The following is a 14,096-nucleotide window of genomic DNA, read 5'->3' on the forward strand; positions in this document are numbered from 1 at the left end:
CGAATGACTGAGAAGCTCGTGTGGCGCAAGAGCAGCTACAGCGGTGCCAACAACAACTGCGTTGAGGTTGCTGACCTCCCCAGCGCTACCGCTGTCCGCGACTCCAAGCACCCGGAGGGAACCGTGCTGGCCTTCCCCGCCGCAGAGTGGACCGTTTTCCTCCAGGCCGTCAAAGACAAGCAGCTCTAGTCGCCTGAACAGTGTTCACGCTCTTGGCGCTCTGAATGGTCACAATGGGGAGACTTATCCCCCGTCACTCATCCCCATTGTGACCATAAGGGCAAACATGCCGAATTTTTCTTCTCGGATCTCTCAAGCGACATCCTTACTTCTAGATAAGAGCCCCTTCGGTCAAAAATCCACTCAAACGTCCGATGATCATACTGGTGTTCTTCTCGTGATGAGAGTTACCATCGAACACTAATGTGTTTTTGACATCGGACGCATTGCGTTGCTCTTCAGGGAAACTAGAAAGTATCCTTTGCCGACACATTCCCAACCACAAAAATTTTTGCCATCATAGGTTCCTGAAGCCGCTCAGTCTAAGTGTCGGTTCCTTGGAGATGTCAGTCTCCAGCGTATGTTTTGTGGGCGCGAAGGGCTAGCGAAGCTCAACGCGATCTTCCTGGAGATTGAACTTTTCTCTAAGATTGCCGAACTTTCTGCGGCTCATCCGTAAACCTCTTGGTTCTTAACGAAGGAAGCTTCGAATGACCGAGCATCAAGTATGGCGTAAGAGCAGCTACAGCGGAGCTAACAACAACTGCGTAGAGGTCTCGAATCTCCCCAATGCCACCGCTGTGCGTGACTCCAAACACCCCGATGCAGCCGTGCTGGTCTTCCCCGCGACAAAGTGGACCGCCTTCCTCCAGGTTCTCAAGGAGAAGAACATCTAACCCTGTCAGAAATATTGACGTTATTTCTCCGACTAGTCACAACAGGAAACCCTGTCTCCCCTTCCTCAACTGGCTACAGAGAACAGCAAATCTTGACCACATAAGAAAGCTCCCTAGTCATTGAAGGGTGAGTGAATGACCGAGCAGCAAGTGTGGCGTAAAAGCAGCTACAGCGGAGGTCTGGAGAACTGCGTTGAGGTCGCTGACCTCCCGGGCGCTACCGCCATCCGCGACTCCAAACATCCCGACGCAGCCGTGCTGACCTTCCCTGCTTCCGAGTGGGCCGCCTTCCTGCGAGCAGCCAAAAGCGAGCAGGTCTAACTTCCCCGGAGGGGTCGGCACCGCTGTCGCTCTGATGGTCACAATGGGGAAACTAATCTCCCCTTTTCCCCATTGTGACCAGAAGGGCAAACATACCGAATTTTTTCTCGGATCTCTCAAGCGACATCCTTACTTCTAGATAAGAGCCCCTTCGGTCAAAAATCCACTCAAACGTCCGATGATCATACTGGTGTTCTTCTCGTGATGAGAGTTACCATCGAACACTAATGTGTTTTTGACATCGGACGCATTGCGTTGCTCTTCAGGGAAACTAGAAAGTGTCCTTTGCCGACACATTCCCAACCACAAAAATTTTTGCCATCATGGGTTCCTGAAGCCGCTCAGTCTAAGTGTCGGTTCTTGGAGATACCAGTCTCCAGCGCATGTTTTGTGGGCGCGAAGGGCTAGCGAAGCTCAACGCGATCTTCCTGGAGATTGAACTTTTCTCTAAGATTGCCGAACTTTCTGCGGCTCATCCGTTAACCTCTTGGTTCTTGACAAAGGAAGCTGCGGATGGCCGAGCATCAAGTATGGCGTAAGAGCAGCTACAGCGGAGTTAACAACAACTGCGTAGAGGTCTCCGATCTCCCCAATGCCACCGCTGTGCGTGACTCTAAACACCCTGAGGCAGTCGTGCTGGTCTTCCCCGCGACAGAGTGGACCGCCTTCCTCCAGGTTCTCAAGGAGAAGAACATCTAACCCTGTCAGAAATATTGACGTTATTTCTCCGACTAGTCACAACAGGAAACCCTGTCTCCCCTTCCTCAACTGGCTACAGAGAACAGCAAATCTTGACCACATAAGAAAGCTCCCTAGTCATTGAAGGGTGAGTGAATGACCGAGCAGCAAGTGTGGCGTAAGAGCAGCTACAGCGGAGTTAACAACTATTGCGTGGAGGTTGCCGACCTCCCCGGCGCTACCGCTGTCCGTGACTCTAAGCACCCTGAGGCTGGTGTGTTGCGCTTCCCCTCCGCTGAGTGGGTGGCGTTCCTCCGTATGGCACAAGAAGAGCGCCACTAAGAGGCGGTACCTGGGCCTAGCATCAGCCTCCTGAACCGCATCGAGAGGTCCGGGTATACCCAACTCTCGGTGCGGTTAGGAGGCTGGGGTTGCTAGACATCGCTCAGGAGCCGCGCGAGATGGTGAGAGCTCTGAAGCGCTCTCGAGTAACCACTCCCTGAACCATTGACAGACTTCACCAACACAGATAGCGAGAGAGCCATGGTCACCGACAACATCAGCGTGTCTGTTCAGGGCTGGCACAAGTCGACCTACACCACTGAGAGAGGAGCCTGCGTGGAGGTCTCCGAGGGGCCTCTGACTGGGGTTCGCGACAGCAAGAACCGTGACCTGGGTGCGCTGTTCTTCCCTGCTGGCGAGTGGGTGGCGTTCCTGAAAGCAGCGCGGGAAGAGCATCTCTAAGTCTTTTTCGGTTTGTTGACTCTGTTGTCAGCCTCCTGGGCCACAATAGGATGATCCAACACTGTCCCCCTTTTTTATCCTTGTTGTGGCCTGGAGGCCTTGGTGGTTGACCACGCTCTACTGCTTGCCGACTTGAAGAAGCAGGTCCGCGTCCTTGAAGAGGACCTGCGTGAGCGCAGCGAAGACCCGGAAGCCCTCAACGAACACACCGGCATCCCGTTCTGTGATGAGCTTCGGCGGGAGTATCAGCGGGCGTTTGATGCTGGGCGCACAGCTGCTACCTATGGGGCCTGGCGGGATGAGCGGGTGACGCAGGCGGCGGTGGCGTGGGTGTTGGCCACCGTGTTCGTCCGTTTTTGTGAGGACAACCGGCTGTTGGAGCAGCCCTTTATCTCTGGGCCCAGGGATGCGAGTGGGCGTTATGACATTGCTCAGGAGTTGCGGGATGCGTGGGTGGCTGAGGACCGGTCGCGCACGGACCGTGACTGGCTGATCCACGCGTTTGAGGCGATGAGTGTGTCGCCGATTGTGCGGGGGTTGTTTGATCGGGCCCACAACCCCATGTGGACTATCACCCCTTCGCATCAGGCGGCTAAGAACCTCATCGCTTTTTGGCGCGAGGTCGGGGATGACGGCCACATCCGGCATGACTTCACCGACCCCGACTGGAACACCCGGTTTCTTGGGGACCTGTACCAAGACCTGTCTGAAGACATCCGCAAAAACTACGCGTTGTTGCAGACGCCGGAGTTTGTTGAGGAGTTCATCCTCAAATACACCCTTGAGCCCGCTATCGACGAATTCGGCCTGGATGGGCAAGGCGGCCGCGTCTACCAGGCCAACAGCCAAGGCTTCCGTTTGATCGACCCCACCTGCGGGTCGGGGCACTTCCTCATCGGCGCCTTCCACCGCATCCTCGCTCGTTGGCGGGAAGCCGACCCCGGGGCCTCTGACTGGGATTTGATCGCCCGCACCCTAAGAAGCATCCACGGTGTGGACAAAAACCCCTACGCCGTCGCCATCGCCCGCTTTCGCCTGCTGATTGCGGCGATGAAAGAAGCAGGCATCACCACCCTCTCCCAAGGCAACCCTGATTGGCCCATCGTCGTGGCCACCGGAGACTCCCTTATCCATGGCCGAGGAGCCCCGCAGCGCAAGAAGACTCTGTTCGATGATGAGCAGGTCCACCACTATGCCACCGAAGACGTCCACGACTACCAAGCCGAATATGACCTGCTCGGGGTCAACAGCTACCACGCAGTGGTAGGCAACCCGCCCTACATCACCGTTAAAGACAAGAAAGAAAACCAGAATTATCGAGAACGATACCAAACCTGCTATCGGGAATACGCACTTTCTGTTCCGTTTGCTGAACGGTTCTTCAACCTCGCCAAGCGAGCTGGTGGCGACGGAGTAGGCGCAGGATTCGTTGGACAGATTACAGCGAACTCGTTCATGAAACGCGAGTTCGGTAAAAAACTCATCAACGAGTTCTTCCGCAACCAGGTACGCCTCACCCACATCATCGACACTTCTGGAGCTTATATCCCTGGGCATGGGACTCCGACGGTCATCCTGTTTGGTCGTAACATGCCCAACACCCATACCGCGACTATCCGTGCGGTTCTTGGCATTCAGGGGGAACCTTCTCAGCCGGATAGCCCTGCCGGCGGTTTGGTCTGGTCTGCCATAACCAACCAGATCAAACAGCCAGGAAGCGAGAGCGAGTGGATTAGTGTCGCTGACTTTCCATGGGAACGCTTCAAGAAGCACCCATGGAGTCTGAGCGGCGGTGGTGCCAGCGAACTTCTGAAAACCATTGATTCCTCTCGTTCACGCCTGGAAGAAAGAGTGTCTCAAATAGGATTTGTTGCAATCACTGGCGAAGACGATGCTTTTTTTCTTCCCGATAGGTCTTCTATTAGGCGCCACAGGATTGAATCATCGATTCCCATGATCATGGGGGATGTGGTTCGCGACTATCGACTAACTTCACAAGTTGAGGCACTATGGCCTTACTCCCCTCTCCTAAAACCTGAAAATATAGAAAACATTCCCAATTCCATAAAACTCCTCTGGCAAAACCGACAAATTCTCCAAAAAAGAAAAAGGTTCGGTAAAATAGTAGAAACTATTCCCCATTTCAAATGGTATGAACACAGAGAACTATACCGAGAAAAACTAGAATATCCCCTCTCTATCGCTTTTGCTTTCGTAGCTACACACAACCACTTCGTGTTGGATCGGGGTGGGAAGGTCTTCAACCGTTCTGCTCCGGTGATCAAGCTTCCCGAGGGGGCTACGGAGGATCAGCACCTGGAGCTTTTGGGGGTGTTGAATTCTTCTACGGCCTGCTTCTGGCTCAAACAAGTGAGTCACAATAAGGGAAGTGGAGTAGATTCAAAAAACGCTAGACAGACTTCAGTCCCTTGGGAAGACTTCTATGAATTCACTGGTACGAAGCTTCAGGAGTTTCCGCTTCCTGGTTCTTTGCCGTTGGAGCGTGCTCGGGAGTTGGATGCTCTCGCTCAGCAGCTTTCCTTGCTGGAGCCGTCAGCGGTGGTGGAGGCTGGCACGCCGTCCCGTGCTGGGTTGAATGAGGCGCGTGCGGAGTATTTCAGGATTCGATCCCGCATGATTGCGCTGCAAGAAGAGTTGGACTGGGATGTCTATCACCGTTATGGCCTCATCAGCGATGCTGAGCGTGCTGAGTTGGTGATGCCTGATACGGCTGCGGTGCCGGGGATTGCGTTTGGGGAGCGGGCGTTTGAGATCGTGCTGGCCCGCAAACTCGCCGCAGGCGAGGTGAAGACCGAATGGTTTGCCCGGCATGGCGCTACCCCGGTTACGGAGATTCCTGCGCATTGGCCTGAGGCATACAAGCGGGTGGTGGCTCGTCGGATCAAGTTCATCGAAGCCCGCAAAGACCTCGCTCTTCTGGAGCGTCCCGAGTACAAGCGGCGCTGGCAGACCGAGCCTTGGGAGAAGAAGGAAAAGGCGGCGCTGAAAGCCTGGCTGCTGGACAAGTGCGAGACCCGACAGATCTGGTTTGCCCCCACTGAGAGTGGTGAGGAGGCTCCGCGGGTTCGCACCGTGGTGGAGTTGGCTAACCGGTTGCGGGATGTCTGTCCTGAAGCGGTGGCTGTGGCTGATCTTTATGATCCGGATGCCGACTTCACCGATGTGATCGCACAGATCGTAGAAGCAGAGCATGTGCCCTACCTGGCGGCATGGCGTTACAAAGAATCCGGCCTGCGTAAACGCCAGCAGTGGGAAGAAGTCTGGCACCTCCAGCGCCAAGAAGATGCTCTCAACGCCGAGCGGGCTGAAAGCGAGCCTGAGCGGCGGCTCGACATTCCGGTGCCACCGCGTTACACCTCCGCAGACTTCCGCCAAGCCTCCTACTGGGCTAACCGCGGCAAGCTGGATGTGCCCAAGGAACGCTTCATCTCCTATCCGGGTGCGGAAACCGACCAGGACGGCTCCCTGGTGCTCGGCTGGGCCGGATGGGATCACGCCCAGCAAGTCCAAGCCCTCACTGATCTAGCGTTCAACCGGCTTGACGAACACGGCTGGGCCGACGACCGCGACAAAATGACCCCGCTGCTAGCCGGGCTGGTCGAACTGCGCCCCTGGGTGCGCCAGTGGCACACCACCCCGGATGAGTACGGGCAAAGCCCCGCTGACTACCTGGATGAAGACCTCGCCGAGCTCAAAGACCGCACCGGCATCACCGACAGCGACATGCAAGCATGGCGACCTAAAACCACCCGCCGAGGTGGTCGCAAAAAGGCAAGCTAACCCGGTATCAACCCAGTGGCCCTGTCCTCCTGTGGCGGTCGGGACAGGGCCACTGCCGTACAGGTCTTCTTTTTTAGATGTCGGTGATGCGGATACCCGCGTGGGCCTTGTAACGGCGGTTGATCGAAATCAGGTTGGCGGTGAACGCCTCCACCTGGTGGGCGTTGCGCAGGCGCCCGCCGTAAACTCCCCGCACCCCGGGGATACGGGCCGCCAAAGCGCGCACAACATCGGTGGCTTCACGGTCGTCCCCGAGCACGAGCACGTCCAAATCCACCTTCTCGACCTCGGGGTCCAGCAAAAGCACGGCGGACACGTGGTGGAACGCGGCCACCACGCGGCTGTCCGGCAGGATCGCGGCAGCCTGCTCGGCAGCGCTCCCCTCCTCAACCGGCAGCGCATACGCGCCGCGCTTGTCGAAACCCAGCGGGTTCACACAGTCGACGACGATCTTGCCCGCCAGCACATCCTTCAACGACTCCAGCAGGGCACGGTGACCGTCCCACGGAACCGCCACGATCACCACGTCCCCGGCCTCGGCCGCGCCCGCGTTGTCCATGCCGCGGATCGGCAAGCCCTCGCCCAACTCGGCGGCAACCGCCTGGGCCCGCTCCGCGCTCCGCGAACCGAGAATCACCTCGTGCCCGGCCATCGCGAACCGGCGCGCCAAGCCGCGGCCCTGATCACCCGTGCCCCCCAGCACGGCAATCGACAGGCCAGAGACGTCAGGAAGATCGTGCGGAGAACTCTTCGATGCCATAATCATGATCATGTCAACAGGGGTGTCGGCCGTGGTACACCGCCCCCTGTTTACCCACGGTCACCACTCGTTCCACTCGCGGTCTTCTTCCTCCCACTGCTCGTTGCGCTGGCGGGCCCGCTCCAACGCCGCCTCAGCGGACGCCCGGTCCGGGTATGGGCCGAGCCGGTCCTTCGTCGGACTGCCCGGGCCGCGCTCCACCTTCCCCGTCTTCAGCGAATACCACCACTTGTCCTCCCCGTCCTCCGGGGTGGGAAGGACATCCCGGCGCCGTTTACCGAACACGGACTTCTCCCGTCAGTCGCTGACTACACTCGTATTCCATGACTACCCCGCTGGTACCCGGGCGTATCTCGCCCCCACGAACGGTCCCGCCGTCCATCCCCCGGCCCGAATACGTCGGTAAGAAACATCCCGTCAAAGGGGTCGCTGGGGATGTGCAGACCCCGGAGACCATCGAAGCCATGCGGGTGGCCGGCCGGATCGCTGCGCAAGCACTCCAAGAAGTCGGCAAACACGTGAAGCCCGGCGTCACCACAGACGAACTCGACCGGATCGGCCACGAGTTCCTGTGCGACCACGGCGCCTACCCCAGCCCGCTCGGCTACAAGGGCTTCCCCAAGTCGCTGTGCACGTCCATCAACGAAGTCATCTGCCACGGCATCCCCGACGACACCGTCCTCCAGGACGGCGACATCATCAACATCGACGTCACCGCCTACATCCACGGGGTGCACGGCGACACCAACGCCACCTTCCTCGTCGGCGACGTCGACGAAGAATCCCGGCTGCTCGTGGAACGCACCCGCGAAGCCCTCATGCGCGGCATCCAAGCGTGCAAGCCAGGCCGGCAGATCAACGTCATCGGCCGGGTCATCGAGTCCTACGCCAAACGCTTCGGCTACGGCGTGGTGCGCGACTTCACCGGACACGGTGTGGGGCCCGAATTCCACTCCGGGCTGATCATCCCCCACTACGACGACCCGAGCGCCGACACGGTCATGGTTCCCGGGATGACCTTCACCATCGAACCCATGATCACCCTGGGCACCATCGACTACGAAGTCTGGGACGACGGGTGGACCGCGGTCACCAAAGACCGCAAACGCACCGCCCAGTTCGAACACACCCTCGTCATCACCGACGACGGCGCAGAAATCCTCACCCTCCCCTGACACCCGGGCTGCCCGCGGGGCATGCCGGGACAGGAGGATGTCCTCAAGGCACTGGGAGAAGAAGTCGACGGCGGCAGACACCAGCGGCCGAGCCTGCCGCCGTGGCTTCCCCGCGTGCGTGGCGGCGGACGCCACCGCTTCCGCGCGGCTGCACCGGGAAGTATTCCCCGCGGCACAGGCTGATAAGCCCGCTGAGCGGGGGCGCGCCCGACCACTCCCCTACCCGCACACCAGGCGGAACCGGGCCGTCCGCGCACGCAAAGGCCGCCCGTGCTCCGATGACACCTCGACATGATCCCCACGAGCATGCCGAACGCACCGAAGCCGAGGTGCACCGCGGACCGGCCACGGCGACCACGTCCAGCTCTGGGAACCGACAAGCCGATTCCCGACGGCCTAGCCGGAACGGGCGGCTACCCAAAGCATATGTCGAACCACGCGGAATTGCCCCGCCGTTCCACCCGCCCCGGTGCCCGGCATTATCCGGGAAAAACGCGTTTTCGCTGCACAAACAGGAGGAGAAAACAGCCCGCGTGCGGGACGGTGGCCGTATCCGGCCATTGACCAGGGCTTCTGCCGCCTATCATTGAGCTGAATCTCACACCGGGTCGTCGTGCCGGTACGCTTCCCAACCCCCGACTCGCCAAAAACCGTTCCGAACCGCTACCGTTCCGCCCATGATGGGGCACTCTCACGCGCTGAGCGGCGTGGTTGGATGGATGGCTGTCGTCCCCCTGCTCAACAAGGTGGACGTTCTCGGCATCAACTTTGAACTCGGATCCGGGGAAATCATCGCGGGCGGGCTCGTCTGCGCGGGCGCCGCGCTCATCCCCGACCTCGACCACAAGAGCGCAACCATCACCAAAACCTACGGGGTGTTCACCGAAACCCTCGGCGCGTTCTTCAACTGGGCGTTCGGCGGGCACCGCAACGGCACCCATTCGCTGCTGTTCGCGCTACTCCTCGGCGGATTCGCGCAACTCCTCGTCCTCTGGTCCGAACTCGCCGCCCAAATATTCGTCTTCCTGCTCATCGGGATCGCGTTCAACGGGCTCGGCTACGGCATGGAGAAAAACCGGGTCGCCGCCGAATTCATCAACGCGCTCGCCACCGCGGGAATCACACTCGCCCTCTACAGTTCGGGCGTCGACTATTCATGGCTCGGCCTGGCCGCGGCCTACGGGTGCCTCCTGCACTACCTGGGAGACATTGCCACCCAGATGGGGGTGCCGCTGCTGTGGCCGTTCTGGAAATACCGGTTCGGGCAGAACATCGGCTTCAAAACCGACGGGCCCGTGGAACGCAAAGTCATCACCCCCATGCTCACCATCTCCATCGTGCTCATGTCCATCTACCTGTTCCCGTGGAAAGAACTCATCCCCGACCTGTGACCCCCTCGTCTCCTAGGCTGGGCCTGTGACACGCACCTCAGAAAACCTCAGTCCGGAACTGCACGCCTACCTGGTCGCGCACAGCACCCCCGTCGACGAAGTGCTGACCGACCTGGCCGCGGAAACCGAACGGCTCTTCCCCGACCACGTCGGCATGCAGATCGCCCCCGAACAAGGACTGTTCCTCACCCTGCTCACCCAGCTCATCGGGGCACGCAACGTCGTCGAAGTCGGCACCTTCACCGGGTATTCGTCGATCTGCCTGGCCCGCGGCCTCCCCAACGACGGCACCCTGCTCGCCTGCGACGTCAGCGAAGAATGGACCGCGGTGGCGCGCCGCTACTGGCAGCGGGCCGGGGTCGCCGACCGGATCGACCTGCGGCTCGCCCCCGCCCTCGACACGCTGCGCGCCCTCCCCGAAGAACCCCAGTTCGACCTGGCGTTCATCGACGCCGACAAAGAGTCCTACATCGCCTACTGGGAAGAACTCGTGCCGCGGGTGCGGCCCGGCGGGGTGCTGCTCGCCGACAACGTGTTCTCGCACAGCCGGGTCCTCGACCCCGCGCAGACCGCGGCCCGCGTGCAAGCCATCCGCGACTTCAACGTGCACGCCCGCGACGACACGCGGGTCGACCTGGTCATCCTCCCCATCGGCGACGGCCTCACCCTGGCGCGGCGCAGATAGCCCCCGCGCACCAGGGCGGCAGGGCGGGGCGCGGCCCCGCCCTTACCGTCCCTTTACCCGCGGTGGAGACGTCCCCAGTGTGATCGCCTCCCCAACCCACCCCACCTCCGCCTGCTTCCACGACGCCTTCGTGCTCCGCTATCCGCGGCACAGCCTGCTGCTCGTCGGCGGGCTTCCCGGCGCGGGGAAAAGCACCCTGCTGGCCCGCCTCTACGGGCTGTCCGGGCGGGAAACCGCACCCGTGCGCACCCGGGACGGGGTGTGGGTCCTCGACTCGCTGCACGCCCGCAACCGGCTCACCCCCTATCTGCGGGCCGTCCCCTACCCGCTGTGGCGATGGGCCACCCACCTGCTGCACTACGTGCGGGTCTTCGCCGCCCTGCGGCGCCGCGCCCCCGTCGTCGTCCACGAAACCGGTACGCGCCGGACTGTGCGCCGCCTGCTCGCGCTGTACTGCCGGATCACCGGCGCGGAACTCCACCTGCTGTTCGTGGACGCTACCCCCGCGGAAGCGCGGCGCGGCCAAGACATGCGCGGCCGCCGCGTCAGCGAACGCAGCTTTCGCACCCACCAGCGCCGGTGGCTGGCGCTGCGCCGCGCCATAGCGCGTGACCCGCAGCAGGCCGTGCCCGAAGCACGGTCCCTCGTCCTCGTGACCCGGGGCGAAGCCGCGTGCCTCCACCGGATCGACTTCACCGGCCGGGCTGCTTCCAGGGTGGTGCCCGCGGCGCGTCCCGTCCCCGTACCACGCACCCCGCCGCGGAAGACCCCGGTTGCGGTGCCGCGGGCGATCCCACCCCCGCCGGAGGCCCGCCGCAGCCCGGGGGCATAATCCCGTCGGGGCCGAAAGTTATCCACAGCGGTGTCGGCCCCGGGAGAGATCCGGTCCAAGAGTGGGACAATCATGCAATGACTTCGCTGCTCACCACCATCGCGATCTTCGGCCTCGGCGGGGCCGTACTCAACGTTGCGCTGCAAGGACTGCTGCTCACCCTCATCGGCCGTTCCACCAAAACCGGGCCGCGTCTCGTCTCCGGGATCGCCATCGCCCTGCTGCTTCTCGCCTTGCCCACCCTGGCCGCGGGCCGTCTGCTGAGCACTGTGCCCCAGGCCGGGTTCGCGTCCGCGTTCACCGTGGCGCTGTGCACGGCCCTGCTCATCCTCGGTTCCACGCTCGTCTTCTCCACGATTGCGGCGCGGCGCGCCACCCAAGCCAAAGCGCTCCCGCAACTGTCCGGGCCCACCCTCTACGTGGGCGGGCTCGCCACCTGTGTCCTCGTCGGCGTCCTCGGCGCCGTCACCGCACTCCTCCTCGTCTAACCCGGGCTCCCGCACCGCCCGGGCTCACCGGCACGTCCGAGAAAACGGCCTGAGGCGTCCTGAGCGGCACCGGGCGCGGCAACCCTGGGTGAGGGGGTGGGTCCGCGCTGTTGCGCCGCCAGGCGCGCCCCTCGCCGTCGCAGCACTCCGCCCGCATCCGGTGTCCCCGCCGGATGCGGGGACACGCACACACCAAGGGGGCCGCCCTGCGGGCGGCCCCCTTCGCCTGTCTGCCCGTTTACGCAGGCCCGCGGCCCGCCCCTCCTAGGGTTGCGGTTCCTGTTCCGGCTGCTCCGGTCCCGGCTGGCCCTGCTGCTGGCTGGTCCGGCGGTGCAGCGACGCCAGGTAGGCGTTGTACGCGTCCAAGTCGGCGTCCTCCGAACCGCCGCGCTGGCTGTGCCGCTCGCGGCGGCGCTCCGTGCGCTCCTCGTCCCGCGCCCACTGCACCACCAGCGCGATCAGCACCAGCATCGTCGGGATCTCGCCGAGCGCCCACGCCACGCCGCCGCCCGCGTACTGGTCGTCAGCGAGGCTGTCCCGCCACGGCACCTCGAACTGGCCGTAGTACTCCATGCCGAGCGGCTCGGACTTCATCATGATCGCCACGCCGAAGAACGCGTGGAAGCCCATCGCCACCAGCAGCAGCACGATCCGCAGCAGGAACGGGATCTTCCGCGGCGCCGGGTCCACCCCGATGATGATCCAGTAGAACAGGAAACCCGACAGCAGGAAGTGCACGTTCATGAACACGTGCCCCAAGTGGTCCTGCATCAGGGTGCCGAACAGCGGCGTGAAATACAGCGCGTAGATGCTGATGACGAACATGGGGGTGGCGAACCCGGGGTGCGTCACCAGGCGCGCATACCAGCCGTGCAGGAACGCGGTGAGCCACTCCCGCGGGCCGCGGTCCCCCCGCTGCTTCGCCGGGCGCAGCGCGCGCAGCGCCAGCGTGGCCGGGGCGCCCAGCACCAGCAGGATCGGCACCAGCATCGACAGCACCATGTGCTGCACCATGTGCATGCTGAACAGCACATACGAGTAGGTGCCCACACCGGTGAGCAAGGCGATGCCCAGCACCAGCAGGCCCGCGAACCACGCGGCGGTGCGCCCCCACGGCCAGGAGTCGCCGCGGCGCTGCAACCGGATCACCCCGGCCGCATACAAGCCGCCCAGCACCACGATGACCAGGATGAAGAACAAGTCGGGGCGCCACTCGGTGAGCAGGGTCCGCAAGCTCATCGGCGGCGGCATGGAAAACCCAGTGAGGTTGCGGAACGCGTCCGTGGCCCGGTTGAGGTCCGGGGGCGGGGCGGTGCGGCTCAACGCGGCCGCCAACCCCATCGCCGCCGCCATCACCACGACTTCCACGCCCGCGAACCGCAGGAACAGGCGGCGGCCCGAATCCTCGGTGATCTGAGGGACCGTGCGGGTGCGGTGCACCCAGCCCAGCGCACCCAAGATGACGAAGACCGCCACCTTGGCGAGCATCACCTGGCCGTAGGCGGTGGTGAACAGGCTCGCCACGCTCGTCAGCCGGCTTGCCGCGCTCGCCAGTCCGCTCAGCGCCACACCGATCCACGCCCACAGCGCCATCGTGCTGAACCGCTGCACCGCGGTCGGCACGTGCTCGCCGCTGCCGCGCATCGCGTGGAAGAACAAGGCGGCCAGCCCGCCCACCCACAAGGCGACCGACGCCACATGCAGCGACAAGCCGACGATCGCCATCTCATGGCTGCCCGCGGAAGAAGCGTGCCCGGTTAGCGGGGGCGGCAGCATGCCGACCAGCACCAGCAGGCTGAGCAGTGCCGCGCCCGTGGCGGTCACCACCACGCGGCCGATCAGTGCGGCGCCCAGCGCGCCCAGGATCGTCAACAGCAGCCCGATCCCCTGCGGGACCGAACTCGCGTAGCTGGTGATCTCGTTGCCGACGATCTCCGCGACCGGGCGGCCCAAAATGTCGGAGAGTTGGAACACCAGCGTGGCTGCGGCCGCGCCCGCCCACACCAGGGCGGCCCACGAGGCGGCGCGCACATAGCCTTGCGCCTGCTCGCCCAGCTCGCCGTTGCGCGCAACCGGCAGCAGGAACACGGCGAGCACGATCAGGCCGAACGTCAGCGCGGCGGAGACGTCCATCACCGTCTTCGCGACCGGCAACCCCCAGCGGGTCAGCATTCCCGGATCCGGCAGCCCCGGCGTGATCTGGGGGTATCCGGCTCCGCCCAGCAGCATGGCGAGCACCAGCGCGATCAGGCAGACCGCTGCGGAAGCCGCAGCGACCAGCACGAGGGTCTCGCCCGCGGCGAGCGCGTTCGTTCTCACACGTTG

The 14,096-nt window shown here is 62.7% G+C and carries 15 protein-coding genes; 12 read left to right on the forward strand and 3 right to left on the reverse strand.

Features of this window, described 5'->3' with window-relative positions; translation table 11 throughout:
* Positions 1–3: 3 nt before the first annotated feature.
* The 7 genes from TF1_RS02775 to pglX all read left to right on the forward strand — a co-directional run bounded on the left by TF1_RS02775 (position 4) and on the right by pglX (position 6,440).
* Positions 4–189, forward strand: a complete 186-nt coding sequence (locus tag TF1_RS02775) for a DUF397 domain-containing protein (protein WP_061783603.1) — start codon at positions 4–6, stop codon at positions 187–189.
* Positions 190–710: 521 nt separating this feature from the next.
* A complete protein-coding gene (locus TF1_RS02780) occupies positions 711–896 on the forward strand; it encodes a DUF397 domain-containing protein (RefSeq protein WP_061783604.1) in 186 nt (61 codons plus the stop codon).
* A 135-nt stretch (positions 897–1,031) separates the two neighbouring features.
* Entirely contained in the window at positions 1,032–1,217 is a 186-nt protein-coding gene (locus tag TF1_RS02785; protein ID WP_061783605.1) for a DUF397 domain-containing protein, read from the forward strand.
* A 513-nt stretch (positions 1,218–1,730) separates the two neighbouring features.
* Positions 1,731–1,916 (forward strand): DUF397 domain-containing protein, encoded by a 186-nt coding sequence (locus TF1_RS02790; RefSeq protein WP_061783606.1) that lies wholly within the window; start codon positions 1,731–1,733, stop codon positions 1,914–1,916.
* 135 nt (positions 1,917–2,051) lie between these two features.
* Positions 2,052–2,237 (forward strand): DUF397 domain-containing protein, encoded by a 186-nt coding sequence (locus tag TF1_RS02795; RefSeq protein ID WP_016188440.1) that lies wholly within the window; start codon positions 2,052–2,054, stop codon positions 2,235–2,237.
* A gap of 201 nt (positions 2,238–2,438) precedes the next feature.
* Complete coding sequence (locus TF1_RS02800; RefSeq protein ID WP_061783607.1) at positions 2,439–2,639, forward strand: DUF397 domain-containing protein; 201 nt, start codon at positions 2,439–2,441, stop codon at positions 2,637–2,639.
* 102 nt (positions 2,640–2,741) lie between these two features.
* Positions 2,742–6,440: a BREX-2 system adenine-specific DNA-methyltransferase PglX gene (gene pglX / locus TF1_RS02805; RefSeq protein WP_061783608.1), complete on the forward strand. Its 3,699-nt coding sequence runs from the start codon at positions 2,742–2,744 to the stop codon at positions 6,438–6,440.
* Between the two features lie 73 nt (positions 6,441–6,513).
* Here the strand turns inward: pglX and npdG are convergent, their stop codons facing one another.
* Positions 6,514–7,200, reverse strand: a complete 687-nt coding sequence (gene npdG, locus TF1_RS02810; RefSeq protein WP_061783617.1) for an NADPH-dependent F420 reductase — start codon at positions 7,198–7,200, stop codon at positions 6,514–6,516.
* Between the two features lie 60 nt (positions 7,201–7,260).
* Complete coding sequence (locus TF1_RS02815) at positions 7,261–7,485, reverse strand: hypothetical protein (protein ID WP_011291416.1); 225 nt, start codon at positions 7,483–7,485, stop codon at positions 7,261–7,263.
* A gap of 38 nt (positions 7,486–7,523) precedes the next feature.
* Here TF1_RS02815 and map point away from each other — a divergent pair, with 38 nt between their 5' ends.
* From map to TF1_RS02840, 5 genes are all read left to right on the forward strand, one after another.
* Complete coding sequence (gene map, locus TF1_RS02820; RefSeq protein ID WP_011291415.1) at positions 7,524–8,375, forward strand: type I methionyl aminopeptidase; 852 nt, start codon at positions 7,524–7,526, stop codon at positions 8,373–8,375.
* 677 nt (positions 8,376–9,052) lie between these two features.
* A complete protein-coding gene (locus TF1_RS02825) occupies positions 9,053–9,766 on the forward strand; it encodes a metal-dependent hydrolase (RefSeq protein WP_061783609.1) in 714 nt (237 codons plus the stop codon).
* 25 nt (positions 9,767–9,791) lie between these two features.
* Complete coding sequence (locus tag TF1_RS02830; protein ID WP_061783610.1) at positions 9,792–10,451, forward strand: O-methyltransferase; 660 nt, start codon at positions 9,792–9,794, stop codon at positions 10,449–10,451.
* Positions 10,452–10,530: 79 nt separating this feature from the next.
* Entirely contained in the window at positions 10,531–11,283 is a 753-nt protein-coding gene (locus tag TF1_RS02835; protein WP_011291412.1) for an AAA family ATPase, read from the forward strand.
* Positions 11,284–11,360: 77 nt separating this feature from the next.
* The gene (locus TF1_RS02840; RefSeq protein WP_011291411.1) at positions 11,361–11,771 is read left to right on the forward strand and encodes a hypothetical protein; all 411 of its coding nucleotides are present in this window, start codon (positions 11,361–11,363) and stop codon (positions 11,769–11,771) included.
* Between the two features lie 264 nt (positions 11,772–12,035).
* On the opposite strand, the gene TF1_RS02845 is transcribed toward TF1_RS02840, so the two are convergent.
* A complete protein-coding gene (locus tag TF1_RS02845) occupies positions 12,036–14,090 on the reverse strand; it encodes a cytochrome c oxidase assembly protein (RefSeq protein WP_016188432.1) in 2,055 nt (684 codons plus the stop codon).
* Positions 14,091–14,096 lie beyond the last annotated feature (6 nt).

The organism is Thermobifida fusca NBRC 14071 = JCM 3263 (genome assembly GCF_001592045.1).
GTDB lineage: Bacteria > Actinomycetota > Actinomycetes > Streptosporangiales > Streptosporangiaceae > Thermobifida > Thermobifida fusca.